The 22872-nt window shown below is 68.8% G+C and carries 16 protein-coding genes; 7 read left to right on the top strand and 9 right to left on the bottom strand.

What is annotated here, in order from left to right:
- The first annotated feature begins 31 nt into the window (after positions 1-31).
- The 3 genes from CVV72_RS21015 (at position 32) to CVV72_RS21025 (ending at position 4387) form a co-directional block, all read left to right on the top strand.
- Positions 32-1135, top strand: a complete 1104-nt coding sequence (locus CVV72_RS21015; RefSeq protein ID WP_219145432.1) for a winged helix DNA-binding domain-containing protein — start codon at positions 32-34, stop codon at positions 1133-1135.
- Positions 1136-1265: 130 nt separating this feature from the next.
- The gene (locus tag CVV72_RS21020; protein ID WP_219145433.1) at positions 1266-2723 is read left to right on the top strand and encodes an NAD(P)/FAD-dependent oxidoreductase; all 1458 of its coding nucleotides are present in this window, start codon (positions 1266-1268) and stop codon (positions 2721-2723) included.
- A complete protein-coding gene (locus tag CVV72_RS21025) occupies positions 2720-4387 on the top strand; it encodes a GMC oxidoreductase (protein ID WP_219145434.1) in 1668 nt (555 codons plus the stop codon). The genes CVV72_RS21020 and CVV72_RS21025 overlap by 4 nt, the downstream gene beginning before the upstream one ends.
- A gap of 134 nt (positions 4388-4521) precedes the next feature.
- Here the strand turns inward: CVV72_RS21025 and CVV72_RS21030 are convergent, their stop codons facing one another.
- Positions 4522-6012, bottom strand: a complete 1491-nt coding sequence (locus tag CVV72_RS21030; RefSeq protein WP_219145435.1) for a chitinase — start codon at positions 6010-6012, stop codon at positions 4522-4524.
- A 161-nt stretch (positions 6013-6173) separates the two neighbouring features.
- Here CVV72_RS21030 and CVV72_RS21035 point away from each other — a divergent pair, with 161 nt between their 5' ends.
- The gene (locus CVV72_RS21035; RefSeq protein WP_219145436.1) at positions 6174-8546 is read left to right on the top strand and encodes a Tex family protein; all 2373 of its coding nucleotides are present in this window, start codon (positions 6174-6176) and stop codon (positions 8544-8546) included.
- Between the two features lie 65 nt (positions 8547-8611).
- Here CVV72_RS21035 and CVV72_RS21040 read toward each other — a convergent pair whose 3' ends face one another.
- The gene (locus tag CVV72_RS21040; RefSeq protein ID WP_219145437.1) at positions 8612-10342 is read right to left on the bottom strand and encodes an acyl-CoA dehydrogenase; all 1731 of its coding nucleotides are present in this window, start codon (positions 10340-10342) and stop codon (positions 8612-8614) included.
- Positions 10343-10367: 25 nt separating this feature from the next.
- Positions 10368-11705 (bottom strand): serine hydrolase, encoded by a 1338-nt coding sequence (locus CVV72_RS21045; protein ID WP_219145438.1) that lies wholly within the window; start codon positions 11703-11705, stop codon positions 10368-10370.
- A gap of 275 nt (positions 11706-11980) precedes the next feature.
- Here CVV72_RS21045 and CVV72_RS21050 point away from each other — a divergent pair, with 275 nt between their 5' ends.
- Entirely contained in the window at positions 11981-13621 is a 1641-nt protein-coding gene (locus tag CVV72_RS21050) for a DEAD/DEAH box helicase (protein WP_219145439.1), read from the top strand.
- Positions 13622-13867: 246 nt separating this feature from the next.
- On the opposite strand, the gene CVV72_RS21055 is transcribed toward CVV72_RS21050, so the two are convergent.
- The 5 genes from CVV72_RS21055 to CVV72_RS21075 all read right to left on the bottom strand — a co-directional run bounded on the left by CVV72_RS21055 (position 13868) and on the right by CVV72_RS21075 (position 18802).
- Entirely contained in the window at positions 13868-14800 is a 933-nt protein-coding gene (locus tag CVV72_RS21055) for an acyl-ACP desaturase (protein ID WP_219145440.1), read from the bottom strand.
- Positions 14801-15017: 217 nt separating this feature from the next.
- Positions 15018-16034, bottom strand: a complete 1017-nt coding sequence (locus CVV72_RS21060; RefSeq protein WP_219145441.1) for an iron-siderophore ABC transporter substrate-binding protein — start codon at positions 16032-16034, stop codon at positions 15018-15020.
- A gap of 27 nt (positions 16035-16061) precedes the next feature.
- On the bottom strand, positions 16062-16955 hold the full coding sequence (locus CVV72_RS21065) for an ABC transporter permease (RefSeq protein ID WP_219145442.1): 894 nt from the start codon (positions 16953-16955) through the stop codon (positions 16062-16064).
- A complete protein-coding gene (locus CVV72_RS21070) occupies positions 16942-17724 on the bottom strand; it encodes an ABC transporter ATP-binding protein (protein ID WP_125681056.1) in 783 nt (260 codons plus the stop codon). Before CVV72_RS21070 ends, CVV72_RS21065 begins: the two co-directional genes overlap by 14 nt.
- Before the next feature lie 16 nt (positions 17725-17740).
- A complete protein-coding gene (locus CVV72_RS21075; protein ID WP_219145443.1) occupies positions 17741-18802 on the bottom strand; it encodes an ABC transporter substrate-binding protein in 1062 nt (353 codons plus the stop codon).
- A gap of 216 nt (positions 18803-19018) precedes the next feature.
- Here CVV72_RS21075 and CVV72_RS21080 point away from each other — a divergent pair, with 216 nt between their 5' ends.
- Positions 19019-20539 carry a sensor histidine kinase gene (locus CVV72_RS21080; protein WP_219154042.1) on the top strand — a complete coding sequence of 507 codons (1521 nt, stop codon included), beginning with the start codon at positions 19019-19021 and terminating at the stop codon, positions 20537-20539.
- On the opposite strand, the gene folP is transcribed toward CVV72_RS21080, so the two are convergent.
- Positions 20536-21402, bottom strand: a complete 867-nt coding sequence (gene folP, locus CVV72_RS21085; protein ID WP_219145444.1) for a dihydropteroate synthase — start codon at positions 21400-21402, stop codon at positions 20536-20538. The two genes, CVV72_RS21080 and folP, sit on opposite strands and share 4 nt — an antisense overlap.
- Before the next feature lie 279 nt (positions 21403-21681).
- Here folP and CVV72_RS21090 point away from each other — a divergent pair, with 279 nt between their 5' ends.
- The gene (locus tag CVV72_RS21090; RefSeq protein ID WP_219145445.1) at positions 21682-22842 is read left to right on the top strand and encodes a glycoside hydrolase family 105 protein; all 1161 of its coding nucleotides are present in this window, start codon (positions 21682-21684) and stop codon (positions 22840-22842) included.
- Positions 22843-22872: the final 30 nt, after the last annotated feature.

Consider the following 22872-nt stretch of genomic DNA (forward strand, 5'->3'; position numbering starts at 1 on the left):
ACTGTCCTTGATCCCGATTAGGGTGAGCGGCATGTCCGACACGTTGAGCAGGCGCGCGCTGAACCGCGCCATGCTGGACCGGCAGTTGCTGCTCCGGCGTTCGAAGATGACCGCGCTCGAAGCGGTCGAACACCTGGCCGGGTTGCAGGCGCAGGCCCCGAACCCGCCCTACTTCGCGCTGTGGACGCGGCTGCACGGGTTCCGCCAGGACGAGCTGGCGAACCTCCTGCTGGACAAGAGTGTCGTGCGGATCGCGCTCATGCGCGGCACGGTGCACCTGGTGAAACCGGCGGACGCGCTGGCCTGGCGGCCGATCGTGCAGCCCCTCTACGACCGCTCGGTGACCGGCAACACCCAGTTCGGACCCGACATCAAGGACCTCGACCACCAGGAGATCGCCCGCACCGCCCGCAAACTGCTCGGCGAGCGGCCGCTTTCGTCGGCAGGCCTCGGCGCGGAACTGGCGAAGCAGTGGGAGGGCGTGGCGCCGTCGTCGCTGGTGCACGTCGCGCGGGCGCTGCTGCCGCTGGTGCAGATCCCGCCGCGTGGTGTCTGGGGCAAGGCCGGCCAGCCGACGTATCAGACCGCTGAGGACTGGCTGGGCGCCGAGCCGGACGCGACGCCGTCCCCGGAAGCGATGTTCCGCCGCTATCTGGCCGCTTTCGGGCCCGCGAGCGTGCAAGACGCGCAGGCATGGGCCGGGATCACGAAGCTCGGCGACGTCGCCGAGCGACTGCGGCCGGAGTTGCGGACGTTCCGCGACGAGAACGGCCGCGAACTCTTCGACCTCGAAGACGCCCCGCGGCCGGACCCGGACACCCCCGCGCCCGCCCGGCTGCTGGGACCGTTCGACCAGACCATCCTGTCCTACGCCGACCGCACCCGCGTGATCAGCGACGAGTATCGCAAGGTCGTCATCACGCAGAACGGCCTGGTCAAGGGCACCATCCTGGTCGGCGGGTTCGTGAAGGGATTCTGGGAGATCAAGGCGGCGAAGAAGGCCGCGTCGGTGGTGATCACGCCGTTCGAGCGCGTCCCGAAGCGCGATCTGGACGCTCTCGAAAGCTCCGCTCACCGGCTCCTGACCTGGGCCCACCCGAACGCCGAGTCCCACTCCGTGCAATTCGGCACCTGATTGCGTCAGTTCGCACTGCCAACTACCGCAACCAGGTGCCGAATTGCGGGAGACACGTGGCCGGAAATCTCGATTGAGTGGCCGGTCGTGTACTTCCTAGCGGGGTGACCGCTGGGTAACTTCGATCGGCATGGGCGATACGAGCGTGCTGATCGTAGGGACGGGTTTCGGCGGGGTCGGGACGGCGATCGAGCTCAAACGCGCCGGGTTCGACGACTTCACCATCCTGGAGAGCGCGGACGAACCAGGCGGCGTCTGGCGGGAGAACACGTACCCCGGCGCCGGCTGTGACATCCCGTCGCCGCTGTACTCGTTCTCCTACGAGCCCAACCCCGACTGGCCGAAGCGGTTTTCGCTGCAACCGGACATCCACGAGTACCTCAAACGCGTGGTGCGCCGCTACGGGCTCGAACCGCACATCCGGTTCGGCACCCGCGTCACCGCCGCGGCCTTCGACGAGGAGCGCGGGCTCTGGCGAGTGGAGACCGCCGGGGGCGAGACCTTCGAAGCGAACGTCTTCGTGCCCGCCGTCGGCCAGCTTTCGCGGCCGGTCCAGCCGGACATCCCCGGGCAGGAGACCTTCACGGGTGCCAGTTTCCACTCCGCGCGCTGGGATCACGACGTCGACCTGCGCGGCAAGAAGGTCGCGGTGATCGGCACCGGTGCGAGCGCCATCCAGTTCGTACCCGAGCTCCAGCGCCAGGCGGGCGAGCTGACGGTGTTCCAGCGCACCGCGCCCTACATCATGGCCAAACGGGACACGAGCTACCGGCGCTGGCAGCAACGGCTGTTCCGGCAGCTGCCGGCCACCCAGCTGCTCGGCAGGCTGCGGATCTTCCTCCTCGCCGAGTACGCGACCTACGCGATGACCAAGCATCCCTTGCTGGCGAAGATCTTCGAACTGCGAACGGCCCAGCTGCGCCGCCGCCACATCAAGGACCGGGCGCTGCGCGAGAAACTCACCCCGGACTACCCGCTGGGCTGCAAGCGGATCCTGTTCACCAACGAGTACCTGCCCGCGCTGGCGCAGCACAATGTCGCCGTGGAGACGCGGCGGATCAGCGCGATCACCCCGTCCGGGGTGCTCACCGAGGACGGCGTCGAGCACGAGGCCGACGTCATCGTCTACGGGACGGGTTTCGCGGCGACCGACTTCCTCGGCGAGCTGAAGGTGGAGGGCCTCGGCGGGAAATCACTGTCCGACGCGTGGAAGGGCGGCGCGCGGGCGTACCTCGGCATGACCGTGCCGGGTTTCCCGAACCTGTTCTGCGTCTACGGGCCCAACACGAACCTCGGCGCGGGCTCCATCATCTACATGATCGAACGGCAGGCCCGCTACATCCGCCAAGCCGTCGAACATCTCGCCAAACCCGAAGTGTCCTATATGGACGTGGTGCCGGAGGTCGAGCAGAGGTACGACGAGGAGATCCAGCGGCGCCTCGGGCGCAGCGTCTGGACGACCTGTGCCAGCTGGTACCGCCAGGAGAACGGCCGGGTGAGCACGAACTGGCCGGGTCTGGTGACCGAGTACGACCGGCGGACGAAGAAGCTCGACCTCGGCGACTACCGGACGGCGGGAGCGCGATGAACTACGACGTGCTGGTGATCGGTTCGGGGTTCGGCGGCAGCGTGACCGCGTTGCGGCTCACCGAGAAGGGCTACCGCGTCGGCGTGCTGGAGACCGGCCGCCGGTTCGCCGACGACGAGTTCGCGAAGACGTCGTGGCGGCTGCGGAAGTACCTGTGGGCCCCGAAGCTGGGCTGCTACGGAATCCAGCGGCTGACCCTGTTGAAGAACACCTTCGTGATGAGCGGCGCGGGCGTCGGCGGCGGATCGCTCGTCTACGCGAACACGCTCTACGAACCCCCGGACACCTTCTACGAAGACCCGCAATGGGCGCACATCACCGACTGGAAGGCCGAACTCGCCCCGCATTACGACCAGGCGAAACGGATGCTGGGCGTGGTGGAGAACCCGCTGGTCACCCCGGCCGACCGCGTGCTGCGTGAGGTCGCCGAAGACATGGGCATCGCGGACACCTATCGGCCCACGCCGGTCGGCGTCCACTTCGGCAAGCGTAACGTCGACCCGTTCTTCGGCGGCGAAGGACCGCTGCGCAAGCCGTGCACGCACTGCGGCGAGTGCATGACCGGCTGCCGGGTCGGCGCGAAGAACACGACCGTCAAGAACTACCTGTACCTGGCGGAAAAGGCGGGCGCGGAGGTCCATCCGCTGACCACCGCCGTGTCGGTCCGGCCGATCGACGGCGGCTACGCGGTCGACACCGTCCGAACAGGACGATGGGTGCGCAAGCGCAAGCAGACCTTCACCGCCTCCGAAGTGGTGTTCGCCGCCGCTTCCCTCGGCACGCAACGGCTTCTGCATTCCTTGAAGGACTCGGGAACGCTGCCGAACCTGTCACCGCGTCTGGGCTTGCTCGCCAGGACGAACTCCGAGGCCGTGCTCGCCGCACGGTCCCTGCGCAAGGACACGGACTTCACCCGCGGCGTCGCGATCACGTCGTCGATCCATCCCGACGCCGTCACGCACGTCGAACCGGTGCGTTACGGCAAGGGCAGCAACTTCATGGGTCTGCTGACGACGGTGCTCGTCGACGCCGAGCCGGGCAAACGCCGGTGGGTGCTGGGCGCACGGGAACTGTGGCGGAACCGGCGGCAGCTGGTGCGGCTGCACAACCCGCGGCGGTGGTCGGAGCGGATGGTCGGGCTGCTGGTGATGCAGACGCTGAACAATTCCGTGACCACGTATACAAAAGGCGGGCTCTTCGGCCGCCGGATGACCACGAAGCAGGGCATCGGCGAGCCGAACCCGGAGTGGATCCCGGCCGGGCACGAGGTCACGCGGCGGGTGGCGGACAAGATCGGCGGGCTGGCGCAGGGCGCGTGGACGGATCTGGCGAACATCCCGATCACCGGGCATTTCATCGGCGGCTGCGCGATCGGCGACAGCGCCGAGACCGGCGTCGTCGACCCGTACCAGCGGGTCCACGGTTATCCCGGGCTGCACATCGCGGATGGCTCGGCGATCTCGGCGAACCTCGGGGTGAACCCGTCGCTGACCATCACGGCGCAGGCCGAACGCGCGATGTCGTTGTGGCCCAACAAGGGCGAGCCCGACCCGCGTCCCCCGCTCGGCTCCCCGTACCGCCGCCTGTCCCCCGTCGCCCCGCTCAAGCCCGTCGTGCCGCCGCACGCCCCGGCCGCCCTGCGCCTCCCCCTCACCCCGCTCTGACCCCCGCGATTCGTCCTCTACTTGCGATGTTCGCGTGGCGCGAATATCGCAAGTAGATGACGAATCGCGAAGTGGAAAGGGCGGGGCACCGTCGCCCGCGCGACGGCGGTGCCCCGCCCCGGTCTAGCGGTTCATCACGGAAGACCGGCCAGGCCCGCGCTCACCGTGTTCGACCACGCGTAGCCCTGCGAGGCGTCCCAGTTGATCGACCAGGTCATCGCGCCCCGGATCGTCGGGTACGTCGTCGAAGGCTTGAACGAACCGCAGTTCGTGCCCTTCGCGAGGCAGTTCAGCGCGTTGACCGTGTTACCGGGGGCCTGGTAGCCGCCGCCGGCCGCCGAGCCCGACGCCGGCAGGCCGAGCCCGACCTGGTCGGCGCGCAGACCGCTCTGCAGCTGGATGCAGGCCAGCGCGGTGAGGAAGTCGACCGTGCCCTGCGAGTAGACCTTCTGGTCGCAGCCGAGCATCGTGCCGCTGTTGTAGTACTGCATGTTGACGATCGTCAGGATGTCCTTGACGTTCAGCGCCAGCTTGAAGTACTCCGCCGCCGGGCTCTGCATGTCGATCGTCTGCGGCGCCATGGTGATGATCGAGCCGCCCGCCGCGTGGATGCTGCGCAGCGCCTGCGCCATGTAGGTCGCGTTGACGCCGTTCTCCAGGTCGATGTCGACGCCGTCGAAGCCGTAGGTCGCGATGAGCGACTTCATGCTGTTGGAGAAGTTGGTGGCCGCGGCCGCGGAGTCGACGCGGATCGTGCCCTTCTCGCCGCCGACGGACAGGATGACCTTCTGCCCGCGTGCCTGCGCCGTCTTGATGTCGGCCTTGAACTGCGCGTCGGTGTAGCCGCCGAGCTGGCTCGAAAGGCCCGAGTCGAGGGTGAAGGAGACCGCGCCCGGCGTGGCCGTCGCGTCGGCGAAGGACACCGCGATGATGTTGTACTTCGTCGGGACGTCGGCGAGTTTGAGGGCCTTCGCGCCGTTGTAGAAGTTCTGCCAGTAGCCGGTGATCACGTGCTTCGGCAGGTTCCCGGTCGGCGGGGTGCTCGTCGTGGTCGTCGGCGAGCTGGTGGTGGTCGTCGTCGGGCTCGTGGACGTCGTCGGCGTGGTCGGGGTCGTGGTCGGCGAACCGCCGGGGCCGTCGAGGTTCACGTCGTCGGCGAAGTACGCGGGCTGGCCGTACCAGCCGTGCAGGTAGATCTCGACGCTCGTGGTGGACGCGCCGGTGGTGAAGCTCAGCGAGAGCTGGCTCCAGCTGCCGGTGCCCGGGGTCCAGGTGTTCTTGTCACCCGTCCCGGTGCCGGTGACGCCCAGGTAGGTGTAGCTGCCCTGCACCCACGCCGACAGCGTGTACGCGGTGTTGGCCTTCACGGCCACGCTCTGCGAGCAGCGGGCGTTGTCCTGCCCCGCCGGGGTGGCGCTGAGCGCCCGGCTGCCCGAGTGGACCGGCGTGGTGACCACCGCGGCCGCGCCGGTACAGGTCCAGCCGCTCGTGGTCCCGAGTTCGAACCCCGGGTTGGTCAGGATGTTGGCGGCCGAGGCGCTGCCCGAGACCGCGAAAGTCACCCCCAGGCACACGGCCAGTGACGACAGCAGGGCGAGGAACGCGTGTTTGGGCTTCACTTTCACGACTGGCCTCCACGAACGGGTGATGTCGGCCACATCAAAATGGTACAGACCAATACAACTGTCAAGGGTTCGGTTAGGGGAGGCCATACGAAAGTCGGCTCGGCGCGAGCGGCAGAATGCAGGGTCCGAGAGCACCCGAGGGCGGATTCAGGAGCGTGGGAGTGAGCGTGCAGGGCCTGCAGACAGTCGAGCAGAAGATCGCCGAAGAACTCGGTGTGCGCGAAGGGCAGGTCAAGGCGGCCGTCGACCTGCTGGACGGCGGATCGACCGTGCCGTTCATCGCCCGGTACCGCAAAGAGGTCACCGGGATGCTGGACGACACCCAGCTCCGCACCCTCGAAGAACGCCTCCGCTACCTGCGGGAACTCGGCGAGCGCAAGGTCGCGGTGCTGGAGTCGATCCGGAGCCAGGGCAAGCTGGACGACGCGCTCGAAGCGTCGATCATGGCGGCGGACACCAAGTCCCGCCTCGAAGACATCTACCTGCCGTACAAGCCCAAGCGGCGGACGAAGGCGATGATCGCCCGCGAGGCCGGTCTGGAGCCGCTCGCCGACGGGCTGCTGAACGACCCGAACACCGATCCGCAGGCCGCCGCCGCGGTGTTCGTCGACGCCGACAAGGGCGTCGCGGACGCACAGGCCGCGCTCGACGGCGCCCGCGCGATCCTCGTCGAACGCTTCGCCGAGGACGCGGACCTGATCGGCGAACTGCGCGAGAAGATGTGGGCGGAGGGCCGTCTGGCCTCGAAGGTGCGTGACGGCAAGGCCGAGGAGGGCGCTAAGTTCTCCGACTACTTCGAGTTCTCCGAGCCCTACACCAAGCTTCCCTCGCACCGGATCCTCGCGATGTTCCGCGGTGAGAAGGAGGAGATCCTCGACCTCACGATGGAGTCCGAAGAGCCTTCCGAGGAGCCGCGCACCGGCCCGACCGAGTACGAGAACCGCATCGCGCACAAGTTCGGCATCTCGAACGAGGGCCGCCCTGCCGACAAGTGGCTCGGCGACACCGTCCGCTGGGCGTGGCGGACGAAGATCCTGCTGCACCTTGGCATCGACCTGCGGATGCGGCTGCGCCAGTCGGCCGAGGACGACGCCGTCCGCGTGTTCGCCGCGAACCTGCGCGACCTGCTGCTCGCCGCCCCGGCCGGCACGCGCGCCACGATGGGCCTCGACCCGGGCTTCCGCACCGGCGTCAAGGTCGCCGTCGTCGACGCGACCGGCAAGGTCGTCGACACCCACGTGATCTACCCGCACCAGCCCGCGAACAAATGGGACCAGTCCATCGCCGAACTCGCCGCGCTCTGCGCCCGGCACAAGGTGGACCTGATCTCGATCGGCAACGGCACCGCGTCGCGAGAGACCGACAAACTCGCCGGCGAGCTGATCAAGAAGCACCCGGAACTGAAGCTGACGAAGGCCGTCGTCTCCGAGGCCGGCGCGTCGGTCTACTCGGCGTCGGCGTTCGCGTCGCAGGAACTGCCGGGCATGGACGTCTCGCTGCGCGGCGCGGTCTCCATCGCGCGCCGGCTGCAGGACCCGCTGGCGGAACTGGTGAAGATCGACCCGAAGTCGATCGGCGTCGGGCAGTACCAGCACGATCTGTCGGAGATCTCGCTGTCGCGTTCGCTCGACGCGGTGGTCGAAGACTGTGTGAACGCCGTCGGCGTGGACGTCAACACCGCGTCCGCCCCGCTGCTGACCCGCGTCTCTGGGATCACGACGACGCTGGCGGAGAACATCGTCGCGCACCGCGACGAGAACGGTCCGTTCAAGACGCGGAGCGGGCTCAAGGAGGTCGCGCGGCTCGGCCCCAAGGCCTTCGAGCAGTGCGCGGGCTTCCTCCGGATCCCGGACGGCGACGACCCGCTCGACTCGTCCTCGGTGCACCCGGAGGCCTACCCGGTGGTGCGGCGGATCCTGTCCTCCACCGGCACGGACATCCGTTCGCTGATCGGCAACTCGCGGACCCTGCAGGCTCTGAAGCCCACGGAGTTCGTCGACGACACCTTCGGCCTCCCGACGGTGACCGACATCCTCGCCGAACTCGAAAAGCCGGGCCGCGACCCGCGTCCGGCGTTCAAGACCGCGACCTTCGCCGACGGCGTCGAGAAGATCGGCGACCTCAAGCCGGGCATGCGCCTGGAAGGCGTCGTGACGAACGTGGCCGCGTTCGGCGCGTTCATCGACGTCGGCGTGCACCAGGACGGCCTCGCGCACGTCTCGGCGCTGTCGAAGAACTTCGTCAAGGACCCGCGCGAGGTCGTGAAACCCGGCGACATCGTCAAGGTGAAGGTCCTGGAGGTCGACGTGCCGCGCAAGCGGATCTCGCTGACCCTGCGGCTGGACGACGAGCCCGGCAAGCCCGCTCGTGAGCAGGGTGGCGGCGGTCGTGACCGCGGCCAGGGCGGTCAGCGCCAGGGCGGCGGCCAGCGCGGCGGCCAGGGTGGACGCGGTGGCGGCCGGGACCGCGGCGGCAACTCCGGTGGCGGCGGCGCCATGGCGGACGCGCTCCGGAAGGCCGGCTTCGGCAAGTAGGTCACTTTGCGCGTGAAGGCCCCCTTCCCTCGGCTGAGCCGAGGGAAGGGGGCCTTCACGGGACTTTAGGGATTCATGGCGTAGGCACCCGAGAGGTCCCGCACGAGCGACCACACGTGGTCGAAGCGGGCCGCGTCGACGACGGGCTTCCGGATCGAAGCAAGCGCGAGCGCCTGCTGCGCGTCGGTCGAGGACGACTTCCCGTGCAGCTCGATCGCCGTGAGGCTGAAGTCCTGCACCAGGATGGCGAAGATCTGGTCGACGACCTCGGTCTCGATCCCGGTGATCTCCGCCTGCTCCAGCACCAGCTGCCCGTAGACGACCAGCGTGAACAGCTCGGTCAGCGCGAGGCCGAAGTCGATGTCCTGCTGCTGCGCCTCGTCCGGCGCGGCTTCGGTGAACAGCTTCACCAGCGCTTCGGCCTGCTCGGTGAACCGCGCGACGTTCGGGATCGCGGACGCCTTGGCGTAGGCCTCACGCCAGTCGTGGAACCGCACCTTCGAGAGCCCGCGCGCGGGGCCCTGGCGGAACAGGAACTCGTCGTCGGCCGCGTCGGAACGGGTCGGCACCGGCTCGTAGGCCTGCGGCGCGAACAGGTAGGCGGGCACGAACTTCGCGATCAGCGCGAGGTTCACCGCCACCGTGCCTTCCAGCTTCGGCAGGCCGTCGATGTCGTTCTTGGACATCGCGAGGTAGGTGTCCGCCTCGAATCCCTTGGCCGCCACCACATCCGCGACCAGGCCGATGACCTTCTGCGCCTCGGTGGTCACCTTCATCTTGGTGATCGGGTTGAACAGCAGGTACCGGCGGTCGTCCGCGTTCGCGCTGCGGAAGTAGTCCACGGCACGGTCGGAGAACAGCTTCATCGCGACGAGCCGCGCGTACGCCTCGACGAATTCCCGGCGCACGTGCGGGAATTCGGTGACCTTCTTGCCGTAGAGCACCCGGTTGTGCGCGTGCGTGATCGCCTCGTACAGCGAGTGCGTCGACATGCCGATACCGCCGAAGCACAGGTTGAACTTGCCGATGTTGACCGTGTTCAGCGCCGCGGAGAACGCGTCGGCGCCGACGTGCAGAATGTCCTCTTCGGACACCGGGTAGTCGTCGAGCTCGAACTCGGCGACGTACATCTGCGACGGGACGACGTTCTTCACCACGCGGTAGTTCGGGTGTTCCGAGTCCGCGTAGAAGAACACGTACTGGTCCGGTCCTTCGACACCGTCGATGCGGCCGAACACCGAAACGGTCCGCGCGCAGTTGCCGTTGCCGATGTAGTACTTCGACCCGTTCGCGCGGTAGCCGCCCTTGCCGTCCGGGGTGAGCACGAGGTCCGACGAGTAGATGTCGGCCCCGTGCTCCTTTTCGGACAGTCCGAACGCGGCGACGCCGCCTGCCGCGAGCGAGTCCGCCGCGCGTTTGCGGGCGGCCTCGTTCGCGCTCTGCCACACCGGGCCCAGGCCGAGGATGGTGACCTGCCACGGGTACCAGTAGTTCAAGCCGTAGAAGCCGAGGATTTCCGACAGGGCCGCGACCCGCGCGGTGTCCCAGCGCTTGTCGGGGTTCCCCTCGGCGTTGGCACCGGGAGTGAGGAACGTCGAGAACAGGCCTTCCTTGCCCGCGAACTCGATGAAGTCCGCGTAGAAAGTTCGGTTGTGGTAGTCCTCGACGAGCTTGCGTTTGCCGCGCTGTTCGAACCACTCGATGGTGGCACGCAGCAGGCGACGCGTCTCCGGGTCGAACTGCCGTGGGTCGTACCCACCCGGGTTCAGCAACAACGCGGTCGCCTTTTCGCTCATGGTCACTCCTGGTCAGCCGAAGTTACTACCCGGTAACCGTAGCGCCTCGCTTCGCCGTCCGGCCACCGAACTCGATCGAAGTCACCTCCCCGTGGTCGTTCCGCAGGAAACGCGCGGTGGGCTTGCGGGTGTCGGCGGCGGGGGCGATCGCGTCCCCGCCCACGAAAACGGCCTCGAACGGCGGCGGCGAGGGGAAGCCCTCGACATCGGCCACCAGTTGGGCCCAGAGGGCGCCATCCCGGTTCTCGACCACGAACGTCAGGTCACCGGTCCGGTAGCGGCCGAGGTACTCGGCGATGTCCGGCTGCGGCACCGGCGCCGGGCTCGTGAGCGGAGGCAGCCCGACCACCTGCTCCAGGCACCATTCGACGATCTTCGCGCCGAGGGCGGAGCCGCCCGCGCTGTTGGTCAGCACCGTGACCGCGAAGTCCTCCTCCGGCAGGGTGACGAACTCCGAGAGCTGCAGATTGCTCACGTTGCCGCCGTGCCGGACCAGCCTGGCGGCGCCATGGGTCGTGTGCAGCCAGCTCAGCCCGACCTCCTCGAACCGCAGCGCGGCCTTGCGCTGCGGCGCGCGCATGAGGTCGCGGGTGGCTTCGCCGATGGGCGGTTCGCCCTCGGCTTCACCGGTCAGGAAGAACCGCGCCCATTTCAGCTGGTCTCCCGCCGTCGACCACAGCCCTCCGCTCGCGCTGTCCGCGCGGGTCAGGCCCACCGTGTGCGCGACCGCCGCTTCACCGTCTCTCAGCACGTGACCGACGGCGTGACGGCGCGTGAGCACCTCCCACGGCAGGTAATACGACTCGGTCATGCCGAGTGGTTCGAGCAGCCGCGCGCGGACCACGTCCTCGAACGGTTCGCCCGCCACCACCTCGACGACCCGTCCGGCCAGCTGGAACCCGGCGTTGCAGTAGGAGAAGACCTCGCCGGGCGGGAAGTTCTGCGGCAGGTCGCCGAACTTCGCGATCGCGAGGGCCAGCGCGTCGTCACCCCACCCGGTGGTGAAGTCGACGTCGCCGAGGAAACCTGCCGAATGCGTGAGCAGATGACGCGGGGTCACCGTCTTCCGCGCCACCGGATCCGCCAAGGGAAGGTCGGGCAGGTACTCGACGACCGGCCGGTCCAGCTCCAGCACACCGTCTTCGACCAGGGCCAGCACGGCGGCCGCGGCGAAGGTCTTGCTGGTGGAGCCGATCATGAACAACGTGCCCGGATCGACCGGCAGTCCGGTGTCCACACTGGACACACCGGTGGCGAACACCGACTCCACTCCCCGGTATGTCACCCCCACCACCGCTCCGGGGACGCTCGCGCGACGCGCTTCCTCGTCGAGCACCCCTTGCAGATCCTGAACATTCGACACCCGTGTCCCCTTTCGTCCGGTCAGGCCAGCGTTTCAGCACGACGCCACGCCCGGCTCGTCCGAACCGACGAACATCGCCGGACCGGTGCGGGCGATATCACGTAGCCCGGGAGATCAGGACCCAGTACACTGGACGACGCGGTCCGCTCAGTTCTGCCTCGGGCCGCGTTTCGTTGTCGAAGACCACGCGCCGCGGCCCCCCGAGGTCTGCGCCGGGCAGGACAACCCTTTCTATCCTTACGGAGATACCAGGGCGCACCTGTGCCCACACGCTTATGAGCACACCTACTTTCACCGAACTCGGCCTGCCCAAGACCCTCGTGGACTCGCTCGCCGAACAGGGCGTCACCAGCCCCTTCCCGATCCAGGCCGCCACGCTGCCGCATTCGCTGGCGGGCCGGGACGTCCTGGGCCGCGGCCGCACCGGCTCCGGCAAGACCTACGGCTTCGTGCTGCCCGTCCTCGCCCGGCTCGCCGAAGGCCCGACCCGCCGCCGCCCCGGCCGCCCTCGTGCGCTGGTCCTGGCGCCGACGCGCGAGCTGGCGACCCAGATCGAGGCGTCGTTCCTACCGCTGGCCAAACCGCTCGGCCTCCGGGTCACCACGATCTTCGGCGGCGTCAGCCCCAACCCGCAGATCACCCGGCTGCGTGACGGCGTCGACATCGTCGTCGCGTGCCCCGGCAGGCTCGCCGACCACATGCGTTCCGGCGAAGCGAAGCTCGACCACGTCGAGATCACCGTGCTGGACGAGGCCGACCACATGGCCGACCTCGGCTTCCTGCCCGACGTCCGGCGCATCATGGCCGAGACCCCGGAGCGCGGGCAGCGGCTGCTGTTCTCCGCGACCCTCGACGCGGGCGTCGACGTGCTGGTCAAGCGCTTCATGCACGACCCGGTCACGCACAGCGTCGACTCGGCCCAGTCGCCGGTCTCGACGATGAAGCACCACGTGCTGCACCTGGAGGAGACCCACCGGCTGCCGGTGCTGATCGACCTCACCGCCGCGCCGGGCCGCACACTCGTGTTCACCCGGACGAAGCACCGCGCCAAGCAGCTGACGCGCAAGCTCATGGCCTCCGGCGTGCCGGCGGTCGAACTGCACGGCAACCTCGGCCAGACGGCGCGGACCCGCAACCTGGAGGCGTTCGCCTCCGGCGCGGCGAAGACGCTGGTCGCGACCGACATCGCCGCGCGCGGTATCCACGTCGACGACGTCACGCTGGTCATCCACGCGGACCCGCCCGTCGAGCACAAGGCGTACCTGCACCGCTCGGGCCGGACGGCGCGGGCCGGGGCGTCCGGCACCGTCGTCACGCTGATGACCGACGCGCAGGTCGGCGACGTCCGCGACCTCACCCGCAAGGCGGGCATCAAGCCGACCACGACGCAGCTCGGCCCCGGCCACCCGCTGCTGTCCGAACTGGCGCCCGGTGAGCGTTCGTTCACCGCGTCGCCGCGACGGCCGATCGTGGACACGCGGCCGAAGCGGGTCAGCGCCAGCGGTGAAGCCATCCCTGGCAAGGGCGACGACGAAGACCGTCCGGCGAGCGGTGGACGTGGCGGCCGCGGTGGACGCGGCCGAGGCCCCTCCGCCGGTGGCCGTGGCGCTTCCGGTGGCGGCCGTCGTAGCGGCTCTTCCGACGGCCGTTCGCGTCAGCCTCGCGCCGAGGGCGACCGCCGCGGGGCTTCCGCCGGCCAAGGCCGTCGCGCGGCCGAAAGCACCGGACGTCGCGACGGCGCGCCCAAGGGCGCCGGCCAGGCTCGTCGCGGTTCCGCGGATTCCCAGCCTCGCCGGGGCTCCGGTGCCGCCAAGTCGCAGTCCTCGCGGAACCAGTCCGGCGGTGCTCCGGCCCGTCGCGGCGGTGCCGCCGCTTTCTCGTCCGGGACCCGCGCCGGCTCGCGCCGCTCGCGCTAGTCCTCCCCTGCTTCGATCACGCGAGTTACGCCTTCAAACACGCGAGATCCGGCTTCAAGCACGCGAGTTACGCCTTCGTCACGCGTGATCGGATGGCCGACACAGGAGTTGGCCGTCTGATCACGCGTGTCGTCCGTCTGATCACGGGAGTCGTCCGCCGGATCACACGTGTCGTCCGCCGGATCACACGTGACGGAAGGCGCGACTCGCGTGATTGAGGGCGTAACTCGCGTGATCGGGGGCGGATCACGCCTGGCGGGCGGCGGCGCGGGCTTCAGCGGCCGCGCGACGCTCTTCGAAGCGTGAAGCTTGGGTGTCGAGGGCCTTCAGGAACTGGTCGAGTTCGTCCCGCGCCTTCTCCCCCACCTCGCCGAGCCCTTCGAGCTCGAAGATCTTCCACTGCCGCAGCAACGGCCAGATCACCTCGTCGTGGTGGATCCGCAGGTCGTAGATGCCTGCCTTCGCGATCAGCGCGGCCTTCCGCACGAAGCTCGGGATCACCGCGCCCGGCATCTGGAACTGGACGACCTCATCGGTGATGGCGCGCATCATCGCGTCGGGTGAAAGCTCCAGCGACGCCTGCACCAGGTTCCGATAGAAGAGCATGTGCAGGTTCTCGTCCATCGCGACCCGCGCGAGCAGCTTCTCGCACAGCGGATCCTGCGTGTACTTCCCGGTGTTGCGGTGCGAAATCCGCGTCGCCAGTTCCTGGAAGGACACGTACGCGAAGACGTTCAGCAACTCCTTGTCGCCACTGTCGTACCCCGCCTCCATGGTCTGCATCCGCGACCGCTCCAGCTCGACCGGGTCCACCGCGCGCGTCACCAGCAGGTAGTCGCGGATGCAGATCCCGTGGCGGCCCTCTTCGGCGGTCCAGCGATGCACCCACGTGCCCCACGCGCCGTCGCGGCCGAAGGCGCGCTCGATCTCGCGGTGGTAGCTAGGCAGGTTGTCCTCGGTGAGGAGGTTGACCTCCAACGACGTCCGCGCGATCGGCGACACCCGGGATTGCTCGGGATCCCACGCCTCACCGCCGAGATCGGCGAAGTTGCGGCCCTCGTCCCAGGGCACGTACTCGTGCGGCATCCATTCCTTGGCGACCGAGAGATGCCGATTGAGGTTCTCCTCCACCGTTCCCTCGAGCTCGAGCATCAGCCGGGTGGTTTCGGGGACCGTCATGCGTTTCGTCCTTCCAGGGTACGGAAAACGCCTACCTACGACACCGTAACTTACGGTGCCGTAGGTTTGCCACCTCCGGAAGGTGAACGCTCAGGAGCCGGGGACTGGGTGCGAAGGGGTGTCGCGAAAGCCACTTTCAGGACGTCTGATGTCCTGAAAGTGGCTTTCGCGACATCTGGCTGGCGGCCGGACCAAGCACCGCACCGAAGTCGAACGCTCAGGAGCCGGCGACGGCCGCCAGCTTCGGCACCAGCTGCTCGATCGCGTACGGGATGCTCAGCACGGTGTTGAACGAGATCGCGGCCCCGACCGGCGGGTTCTCGTAGGTGATGAACAGATCCCGCTTCTCCGCCGACACCTTCAGCCGCCGGTACACCGGATCGGCCCGCACCCTGGTCTCCGCGTTGACGTCGGAGTTCAGCCACACCAGCCGATCCGCGTCGAACAGATCGAACCGTTCCGACGAGACCTCGACGACGTTGTCCTCCGGTTTGCTCAACGCCTTGACCGGCTCGAAGGGCCGGAAGCCCAGCTCGGTCATGAAGATCATCTTCGGGTCGGTCGTGGTGAAGGCGGAGAACTTGCCCGCCTCGAAGGTGTCGGCGACGACCATCGTCAGCTTCGCGAACCCGGGGTGTTCGGCCCGCGCCTGCGCGAACCGCCGGTCGATCCCGGCGATCAGGTCTTCGGCCTTCTGCACGAGCCCCAGCGCGCGGCCCACCATCCGGGTCGTCTCCTGCCACGGCGCCGCGTAGTCCTCGAACTTCGGCGGCTGCGCGACGACCGGGGCGAGCTGCGAGAGCTTGTCGTACTGCTCCTTCTTCATCCCGCTGTACTGGGCGAGGATCAGGTCCGGCTTCAGCGCGGCGATCTTCTCGAAGTTGTAGTCGTCCCGTTCGCCGACGATCTCCGGCGGCTTGTCACCCCAGCGGGCCTGGGTCCACGGCCACTTCCCGTACGGCCGCTCCTTGAACCAGTCGACGGCGCCGACCGGCCGGATCCCGAGCGCCAGCACGGCGTCGTGGTCGGACAGGCCGAGCGTGATGATCCGCGACGGCTGTTTCTCGATCTTCGCGGACCCGTATTTGTGCTCGACGGTCACCGGAAAGGTGCCTCTGGCCTCCGGCGGCACCAAGGTTTCGTCGACCGGCTGCGAAGAACCGCAACCGGCCACCAGCAACGACATCATCAGCGCGGTCAGGGTCGCCTTGACCCGCACCCCAGTAACGGACATGCGAGTAAGGCTAGCCTGACCAAAGTCCTAAAGGGACGCGGTGAGACCACGGGCACGCAGGACCGACCGTTCCAGCGGACGGAACACCACCAGCTCGATACCGACGCCGACCAGCAGGATCAGGAAGATGGCCGACATCACGGCCTCCATGCTGTTGAACGACGAGCCTTCGTTGAGGTACGCGCCGAGTCCCTTGCCCAGCGCCGGGGACAGCGCGATCAGCTCGGCGGCCATCAGCGAACGCCACGAGAACGCCCAGCCCTGTTTGAGCCCCGCCAGGAAGCCGGGCAGCGCGGCGGGAAGCAGGATGTGCCGCGCCGACGAAAACCGGTTCGCCCCCATCACCTGGCCGACGCGCGGCAGGATCGGCGGGATCTGGTCGATGCCGGCGACCAGGCCGTTGGCGATCGAAGGAACCGAACCCAGCAGGACCACGAAGTAGATCGACGCGTCGTTCAGCCCGAACCACAGGATCGCCGCGGGCACCCACGCCACCGACGGAAGGCTTTGCAGCCCGGTCAGGAACGGGCCGACGGCGGCGCGGACGATCTTGACCTTCGCCACCAGCAGGCCGAGCGGGGTCCCGATGACCACGCCGATCAGGAAGCCCAGTGCGGCGCGGTGCACCGACGTCCAGACGAACTCGAAGATCTCCCCGTCGACGGTGATGCCGACGAGTTCGTCCCATACCGCGAGCGGCGCGGGAAGCATGGCTTCCGGCCAGAACGCGGCGGCCCACAAGGCCTGCCACAGCGCGACCAGCAACGCCAGGAAGACCACCGGCGGCACGAAGCCCCGCAAGAATCGCTTTCCCCGGCTTTCCCGGCGTTCCCCGGTGGGGGTGTCGAGCGAGTCGAGTCCCGCGCCGACGGCCTCGTCGGCGTCTTCCGCCGCGGTTTCGGGGCGGTCAAGCCGCGGCATGGGTACTGATCACCTCCCGGAGGTGACCGGTGATCTCCAAGGTCAGCTCCTCGGCGTCGGAAGCCTGGACGTCGCGCCATTCCCGCACGACCCGGCCCGGCCGCGACGACAGCAGCACGACCCGCTGGCCGAGCCGGACGGCCTCGCGGACGTCGTGGGTCACGAACAGCACCGACGTACCGGTGCTGCGGTAGACGCGCAGCAGTTCACCCTGCAGGACGTCGCGGGTGATGGCGTCGAGCGCCGCGAACGGCTCGTCCATCAGCAGCAGTGACTGCTCAGGGTCACCGCCGACGCGCAGGGTGGCGGCCAGTGCCCTGGCGAGCGCGACGCGCTGCCGCATCCCGCCGGACAGCTCGTGGGGCCGCTTGTCGCCCGCACCGCCGAGGCGGACGAGTTCGAGCAGTTCGGCCGCCTTTTCGCGACGCTCGGACCGGCCGAAACCGGCTAGGCGCAGCGGCAGTTCCACATTGCGGGCCGCGGTCAGCCACGGCATCAGCGCGGCCTCCTGGAACATGACCGCGGGCCGCGAGGTCTCGAGCGTGATCGAGCCCGACGTCGGCCGGTCGAGACCGGCGACCAGGTTCAGCAGGGTGCTCTTGCCGCAGCCGGAGGCGCCGAGGAGGCAGACGAACTCGCCGGGGGCGACCGTCAGATCCATCCCGTCGAGGGCCACGACGGCGCGGCCGGTCGGCCCGAAGGCCTTCCGCACCCCGTCGAGGCGTACGGCGACACCGGTGGACAGGCCGGGCTCCAAGGTGGTCGTCATCGCTGATCCCCTCCGGTCACTTCGTCAGCCCGGGCGCGTTCACGCCGGGCTTGCCCTGCTCGTTGAGCACGGCGTTGAGCGGGCCGAAATCGGCGAACCCCTTGAGGTCCACCGCGGACTTCACCACGCCCGCGGTCACCGAGTCCTGCGCGAGCTGGCTGAAGGTCGACGCCACCGGATCGATGCCGAGTTCGATGCCGGAGAACGCGCGATCGAGAACGGCCTCGCTCAGTGTGCTGCCCGCGAGCGCCTTGAGCTCGCCGTTGACGACCTTTTTCGCCTCGGCGGGGTTGGTCTTCGCCCACTCGATGGCGGCGAGTTCACCCTTGAGGATGGCGGTGACGGTCTCCGGGTGCTGCTGCAGGAACTCGCTGCGGACGATCACGACCGTGGTCGGGAACTTGCCTTCGGGCCACAGCGTCTTCTCGTCCAGCAGGACCTTCGCGCCCGCGTCCAGCACGAGCCGCGAGGACCACGGCTCCGGCAGCCAGCCGCCGTCGAGCTCACCCTTCTTGAAGGCGTCGAACGTCTTCGGGTTGTCGAGGTTCGTGACCTTGACGTCGGGGATCTTCTTCTCGGCGACGAACTTCTTGAGCGCGACGTCCTGGGTGTTCGCCAGCGACGGCGTCGCGATGTTCTTTCCGGTGAGCTGCTCCGGCGTGGTGATCTCGGGCTTCACGACCAGCTGGGCGCCGCCGGTGACCGCACCGGAGACCAGCTGGATGGCGCCCTTGGACTTGGTGAAGGCGTTGATGGCCGGGCCGGAGCCGATGAACGCGATGTCGAGCGAATTGCCGAGCAGCGCGTTGACCTCTTCGGGTCCGGCGTTGAACGTCTGGGTGGTGAGCTTCGTCGAGCCGAGTTCCTTGGCGAAGAAGCCGTTCTTGGTCCCGATCAGCGCGGGAGCGTGCGTCACGTTGGGGAAGTACCCGACGCGCACCTCGGCCGCGGCACCCTGGCTCTTCTGCTCCGCCGGAGCGGCGCCGCTGTCCGCGCGCGAACACCCCGCGATCCCGCTGGCCAAGGACAGGGCGGCGAAGGCCGCGGCCAGCAAGCGGGTTCTGTGGTGGGTGCGCACGGGAGGTCGCCTTTCGGAGGGTACGACTCGGCTCGGGTGGTGGCGCGAGAGTCGCATGTGCACCCACGTGCCTGCATCGCCATCCGAATGACGGGAAAGATGCTGAGAATCCTTGACACCAGGCGGAACTCCTGTTCCACATTTCAGGACCGGTGTAACGGATCGGGCCGAACGGGCGAATCACGCTTAGTGGTGACGCACCCTCGTACCGTCGCGATGGCGGGCGTGCTGACCGCCGGGATCGGCATGGGCGTCGTCGCGTCGACGCTCAAAATCGCCGACGGCACGCACACCGTGCTCGACACCACCCTGTCCACGACGACGGGGTTCCTCTTCCTCCTCGCCGGTGCCGTCGCGCACGTGCGCCGGGCGTCGAACCCCATCGGCCTGCTCATCGCGCTGGCCGGGCTCGCGTTGTTCGCCGAGGACCTGCAATTCGCCGAAGAGCCGCTCACGCATACGGCGGGCCTGGCGCTGTCGGCCGCGTCCAGCCCGGTGATCGCGCATCTCGTGCTCGCCTTCCCGCACGGAAAACTCCGATCACGCTCCGAACGGGTGCTCGCCTTCTCCGCGTACGCCGTGGTCTTCGGGTCGGCCGTCCTCGGCCTGCTGGTCAACGACGATCCGAAGAACCTCGCCGCGGTCGCGGCGTCGCCGGAGGCCGAACAGCTGGTCAAACGGCTGCTGGAGCTCGTCGGCGCGCTGATCGGCGGCGGGGTCGTGGTGGTGCTGCTCTACCGCTGGCTCACCGGACGGCTTCCGCAGCGTCGGCTGCTCTCCCCCGTCCTCGCGATCGCCGTGGTCGGCGCGCTGAGCACCACGGTCGGCAACGCGCTCGGCTCCGGGCATCCGTTCTCCGAACCGCTGCTGGACGTCTACCGGATCTCGTTCTGCCTGTGGCCGCTGACGTTCCTGATCGGCGTGCTGCGGGCGCGGGTCGGCAACGCGGAGATGATCCGGCTCCTGCTGGAACGCGACGGCACCGGGCTGGCCGCGCTCGTGCAGGACGACGAAGTGTGGAAGGACAGCCGGTCGATCGACGCGCTCAACGCGGCCGCCGGGCTGGTGCTGGACAACCAGCGGCTCGCCGCGGAACTGGAGGAGCGCCTCGTCGAGGTCCAGGCCTCCCGCGCCCGCATCGTGGCCGCCGCCGACGACGAACGGAGGCGGGTCGAGCGGGATCTGCACGACGGGGCGCAGCAACGCCTGGTCAGCGTCGTCCTGCTGCTGCGGATGGCGGAGCGCCGGCTCGGGGACGAACTCACCCCCGCCGTCGCGACGCTGCTGAGGAGCACCATCGACGAACTGCAGGCCACGGTCACCGAACTGCGTGAACTCGCGCGCGGGCTCCGCCCCGCGATCCTCACCGAGGCCGGGCTGATCCCCGCGGTCCGGTCGCTGCTGGACCGCGTCCCGCTCACCGTCGATCTCGAGGGCGCGGACGTGCCGCGGCTCAGCGGTGCGGTCGAGGCGACGGCGTATTTCGTCGTCTCGGAGGCGGTCACCAACGCCTTGAAACACGCGCGGGCGGGCGAAGTCCGCGTGTGCATCCGCGTCGAGGACGACGGCCTGCGGGTGGACGTCCACGACGACGGCACCGGCACGGCCGACATCGGCGGCGGCTCCGGGCTGCACGGCCTCCGTGACCGGGTCCGCGCGCTCGGCGGCGAACTGACCGTCGCGAGCGACCCCGGCTCGGGCACCACGGTTTCGGCCGTCATCCCGCTCGACGGCTAGGCCAGCCCTCGGATCGCGCGCGCCGGCGGCCGCACGCCCTGGATGGACGCGACCATCTCCAGCACCTGACGAGTGCGCCGCACCTCGTGGACCCGGAAAACCTTGGCTCCCTCGGCCACCGCCCAGGCCGTCGCGGCGAGGGTGCCGTCGACCCGCTCCGCGAGTTCCACGCCGAGCGTCTCGCCGACGAAGTCCTTATTGGACAGTGCCATGAGCACCGGCCAGCCGGTGTCGGCCAGTTCCCGGGCGTGCCGCAGCAGCGCCAGGCTGTGCCACGTGTTCTTGCCGAAGTCGTGCGTCGGATCGATCAGCACCCCTTCACGCGGGACACCGAGCGCGACTACGGCTTCGGCGTGCGCCGTGGTCTCCGCGACGACGTCCGCGACGATGTCCGGGTAGTGCACCCGGAACGGGCGGGTGCGCGGGACGGCGTTCCCGGTGTGCGAGCAGACGTAGCCGGTGCCGAACTCGGCGGCGACCTCGGCCAGTTTCGGGTCGGCTCCCGCCCAGGTGTCGTTGATCAGGTCCGCGCCCGCTTCCGCCGCCCGCCTGCCCACCTCGTGGCGCCAGGTGTCGACGCTGATCACCAGGCCGGGGTGCAGTTCGCGGATCCGCTCGACGAACGGGACCACCCGTCGGATCTCTTCCTCGACGCCGACCTCCGCCCCGGGGCCCGCCTTGACCCCGCCGATGTCGACGATGTCGGCACCTTCCGCCACCACCCTGTCGACGGCGGCGAGCGCGGCCGGATCCGAGAAGGTCGCCCCCTTGTCGTAGAAGGAGTCGGGGGTACGGTTGACGATCGCCATGACCAGGGCGCGGTCCCGGGCGACGCGGCGCCCGCGGAAGGTCAGCTCGTTCACGCACCGATCGTAGGCGAGCGGACGTCTTGCCGGTGAGTACCGCCCATCGGGACCGTCCCGGCGAGCGGGAGCGCCCATTCGAGTGGCATATCTGATATATGACGTAAGAGATCGGATCTCTCTTGACTCGTCGTCGAGCACCCGGGTAGACGTTGTCGCACAAGGAAGTTCAGCCCGGCGACGCGGTCGCCCCACGGCTGGTCGGGATGCCGGCGGACGGCGGATCGGCATCCCGGCCACTCACTCCCCCCGGTCACCCCGGCGCAGGAAGGGCCTCGAATGTCCCCAGATCCTCTTCGCGCGGCACGGCTTTCCCGGCGCACGGTGCTGGCGGGAACCGCGGGCGCCGTCGGCGCGCTCGCCCTGCCCGGCGTGGCCTCCGCGGCGCCGGTGGAGTGGTCGCGCGCCGTCGTCGACTCGACGATGAAGCGGCACACCCCGGCCACCCTCGGCAGCTGGGGCTACACCCGCGGCCTCTACCTCTACGGCCAGTACCTGGTGTACCGGCGTACCGGCGAGAAGTCCTATCTCGACTACATCCTCGCCTGGTACGACCGGTTCGTCACCGAGAGCGGGATCTCCAACAATTTCACCAACCTGGACGCGATGCGCTCCGGGCAGATGTTCCCCTTGCTGTACACCGAAACCGGACAGGCGAAGTACAAGACCGCGGCGGACCAGTTGCGCGCGCGGTTCCCGTCCTATCCCCGGACGTCCGACGGCGGGATGTTCCACGCCACGAGCAGGGTCGGGCAGCTGTGGGCGGACGGCGTGTACATGGCGCAGCCGTTCCTCGCCCTGTACGGCAAGACCTTCGGCGATGCCGCCTACTGCTACGAAGAAGCCGCCAAGAACGTCGGCGTCTACTTCGACCGGCTCAAGGAACCCGCGAAGGGACTGCTGTACCACGCCTACGACGAAGACGGCTCGGAGCCGTGGGCCTCGGGTCCCGGACGGCATTCGAAATTCCACTGGGGCCGCGCGATCGGCTGGCTCGGGATGACGGCGATCGATCTCCTCGAAATCCTCCCCCGCGACCATCCGCGACGCCGTCGTCTCGTCTACGTCGTGAAATTCCTCGCCGCGGGGTACACCCGCTGGCAGGACCGGGCTTCGGGGCGCTGGTTCCAGGTCGTCGACCGGGGTGGCGACAAGGACAACTGGCTGGAGACCTCGGCTTCGGCGATGTACACCTTCCTGCTCTCCCGCGCGGTGGAACGCGGCTACATCGGCGCCGAGTACCGGCCCGTGGCCGCGAAGGGCTATCGCGGGGTTTTGTCCCAGGTTTCGACCGGAACCGACGGATTGACCGATATCTCGAACATCTCCGAAGGCACCAACGTCGGCGACACGGCGTATTACTACGCACGAAAACGCAACACCAACGATTTCCACGGTCTCGGCGCGTTCCTCATCATGAATGAGCAACTCGCCCACTGAGGTCGCCGCACCGGCCGAAGGGCGCTTTCC

Source organism: Amycolatopsis sp. TNS106, from assembly GCF_019330265.1.
GTDB classification, from domain to species: domain Bacteria; phylum Actinomycetota; class Actinomycetes; order Mycobacteriales; family Pseudonocardiaceae; genus Amycolatopsis; species Amycolatopsis lurida.